Below are 2,374 nucleotides of genomic sequence, written 5' to 3'. Positions count from 1 at the left end.
CGCGGCGCCTTCGAGGCACGCGGTACGTCTCCGGGCGCCGTGCTGCTCGTCGACGACGTGCTCACCACCGGCAGCACCCTCGCGGAGTGCGCGAGGGTGCTGCGGGCGCGCGGCGCGCGGCGGGTGTATTTCGCGACCCTCGCGGTGTGAGCGTCACTTCCCGCTCGTGAACTTCAGTCCGACGATCGCGACGAGCAGCAGGCCCAGGAAGAAGAGCCGCGCGAGGCTGGCGGGCTCCCGGAAGAGCACGATGCCGAGCACCGCCGCGCCCAGCGCGCCGATGCCCACCCACACGGCGTACGCCGTGCCGATGGGCAGGTCGCGCGTGGCGATCCCGAGGAGCAGCATGCTCGCGACGATCGCGGCGCCCGTGAGGACGGACGGGATCACGCGGGTGAAGCCCTCGGTGTACTTCAGGCCGACGGCCCAGGCGGTCTCGAGGAGACCCGCCACGACGAGCAGGATCCAGGACATGGTCGATTCCTTTCCGCGCGTCCATGATCGGGCGTTCGGGACGCGCGAGGCGAGCGCGCCGAGTCGTCCCGACGCGAGATCCATGTCGGCGGCTCGGGTCGTCCCGAACCGGCCCGGGCGAGACGCGGGGGTCTCCTCCGGGCTTCCGGCCGTCAGTCTACCGTGCCCGTCCGAGCGCGGGGCGAGCGCCACCTGAGGAGTGTAGGCGCCGCTCAGGCGTCGCGTTCGCCCGCCGTGACGGGCACGGTGAGCCAGTTCTCGGCGGGGGGCAGCGGGCAGGTCCAGCCCTCCCCGTACGCGCAGTACGGGTGGTAGGCGAGGTTGAAGTCCACGATGACGTGATCCCCGACGACGTCCGCCTCGACGTAGCGGCCCGCGCCGTACGTTTCCCGTCCGCTGGTGGCGTCGCGGAAGGGCACGAAGAGGCGCGCGGGCCGCTCGTCTCCGGGCGGGGCGTACAGGGCGAGCCGCACGGGACCGCCGGGCACGGCGAGGTCCGCGTGACCCCACAGGGCGAAGGCGCGAGGCTCCCCGGTGGTCGTCGCGAGGTCCACCAGCGAGCCGTCCCCGGCGCGTTCGACGGGGGCGGTCACACGCCACGCCGGGTCGGGCGGGTAGTACGCGAGGCCCGTGAAGGTGGCCCGGTCCTGCGGACTCAGGGGCGAGTTCGGGGTCCGGAAGTGCTCGTCCTTGCGGCGGCGGAAGTCGAGGATGTCCGAGAGGTGGTCCTCGTGGGTGCTCACTCGAAGTCCACCGTGAAGTCACGGTCCATGAAGGTGACGACGTCGCCGCGCCGGATCTTCTTGCGGCGGCGGGTCTCCGTGACGCCGTTGAGCAGCACCTCGCCGTTCTGGATGCGGAACTTCGCCTCGCCGCCCGTGTCGACGAGGCCCTCGCGCTTCATCCAGTCCTGCAGGTCCATGACGTTCTCGTCGCGTGGGGGGCGTTCGCTGGTCATGCCCGAGTCTGGCACGGCGCGCGCCGCTCGTCACCGTACGCCCGCACAATGAACCCCCGGCGCGCGCCGGGGGCTCGTGGACGCGCCGCGCCCTACGGGAGGGTGTAGAAGTTCGCGAAGAGACGCAGGTCGGCGTCGTCGACCTTCCCGTCGCGGTTGAGGTCGCCGCGCAGCCCGGCGCCGCTCTTGCCGTAGTTCGCGCTGAGGATCGCGAAGTCCGTGAGGTCCACCTTGCCGTCCCCGTTGAAGTCCGCGCCGCCGTAGCGGTTCCGCACGTCCCCGGCGGAGGCGTTCTCGGGCAGGCCGAGGAGCTTCGCGGCCTCGCGGCGGTAGACGTCCGCGAGCGGGATTAGGCTGTTCGGGTTGAGCTCGACGATGCGGTCCGCGCCGCGCGTGAGGCTGCGGCTCGCGACGTCCGGGCCGAAGGCGGGCGCGGTGCCCACCCGGAAGATGGGGCCGGAGTCCGTCTTGAGGTCGAAGGTGATGCCGGTCGTCTCGAAGGTCTTGAGGGCGGCGCGCAGGGCGTCCTCGACCTCCTTCGTGGCGGGCCGGGCGTTCACGTCCACGGCGCCCGCGACGCCGGCGCAGGCCGCCGCGAGGGCCAGCGCGAGGCCCCTCACGAGCCGCTCCCGCGCGCCTCGACGACGGCGCGCTTGAACGCGGCGGGGTCCGTGACCTGCTGACCCACGACGCGGCCCTCCCTGATGGGGTAGACGCCCTGGTTGAGTCCGACGACGTTGCTCTCCGTGAGGGCGGAGCCGAGCAGCAGCACCGCCTCGTCCCCGGCGGTGAAGGTGGGCGCGTCGTCGAGGCCCGCGAGGACCCACACGGCGGGCGCGCCCTCGAAGGCGGGGAGGCTCGCGGCGTTCCCGGCGAGCGTCTCGCTGACCTGCAGGGTGTAGACCTTCCAGGCGAGGCCGTCGCGTTGCGCGTCCCGGACGG

General features: G+C 72.9%; 6 protein-coding genes. 1 reads left to right on the top strand and 5 read right to left on the bottom strand.

All coding sequences use genetic code 11. The features are described 5' to 3' along the window. The first annotated feature begins 39 nt into the window (after positions 1-39). On the top strand, positions 40-150 hold the full coding sequence (locus DEIPI_RS41410) for a ComF family protein (protein WP_281173206.1): 111 nt from the start codon (positions 40-42) through the stop codon (positions 148-150). Positions 151-153: 3 nt separating this feature from the next. On the opposite strand, the gene sugE is transcribed toward DEIPI_RS41410, so the two are convergent. From sugE to DEIPI_RS30660, 5 genes are all read right to left on the bottom strand, one after another. Next, a complete protein-coding gene (gene sugE, locus DEIPI_RS0111955; RefSeq protein ID WP_027481924.1) occupies positions 154-474 on the bottom strand; it encodes a quaternary ammonium compound efflux SMR transporter SugE in 321 nt (106 codons plus the stop codon). A 212-nt stretch (positions 475-686) separates the two neighbouring features. Continuing rightward, positions 687-1,217, bottom strand: coding sequence for a DUF1684 domain-containing protein (locus DEIPI_RS0111950; protein ID WP_027481923.1), 531 nt, complete (start codon positions 1,215-1,217; stop codon positions 687-689). Further along, positions 1,214-1,432, bottom strand: coding sequence for an RNA-binding S4 domain-containing protein (locus DEIPI_RS0111945; RefSeq protein WP_027481922.1), 219 nt, complete (start codon positions 1,430-1,432; stop codon positions 1,214-1,216). Before DEIPI_RS0111945 ends, DEIPI_RS0111950 begins: the two co-directional genes overlap by 4 nt. A 92-nt stretch (positions 1,433-1,524) precedes the next feature. After that, entirely contained in the window at positions 1,525-2,052 is a 528-nt protein-coding gene (locus DEIPI_RS39645) for a dockerin type I domain-containing protein (RefSeq protein ID WP_027481921.1), read from the bottom strand. Continuing rightward, positions 2,049-2,374 (bottom strand): hypothetical protein (locus DEIPI_RS30660; RefSeq protein WP_425387851.1); only part of this gene is annotated, 326 nt, incomplete at its 5' end. The genes DEIPI_RS30660 and DEIPI_RS39645, both read right to left, overlap by 4 nt.

Origin of the sequence: Deinococcus pimensis DSM 21231 (genome assembly GCF_000519345.1) — a bacterium.
Lineage (GTDB): Bacteria > Deinococcota > Deinococci > Deinococcales > Deinococcaceae > Deinococcus_A > Deinococcus_A pimensis.
Note: the sequence above shows the minus strand (reverse complement) of the source record. Positions and strands in the feature narration are given on the sequence as shown.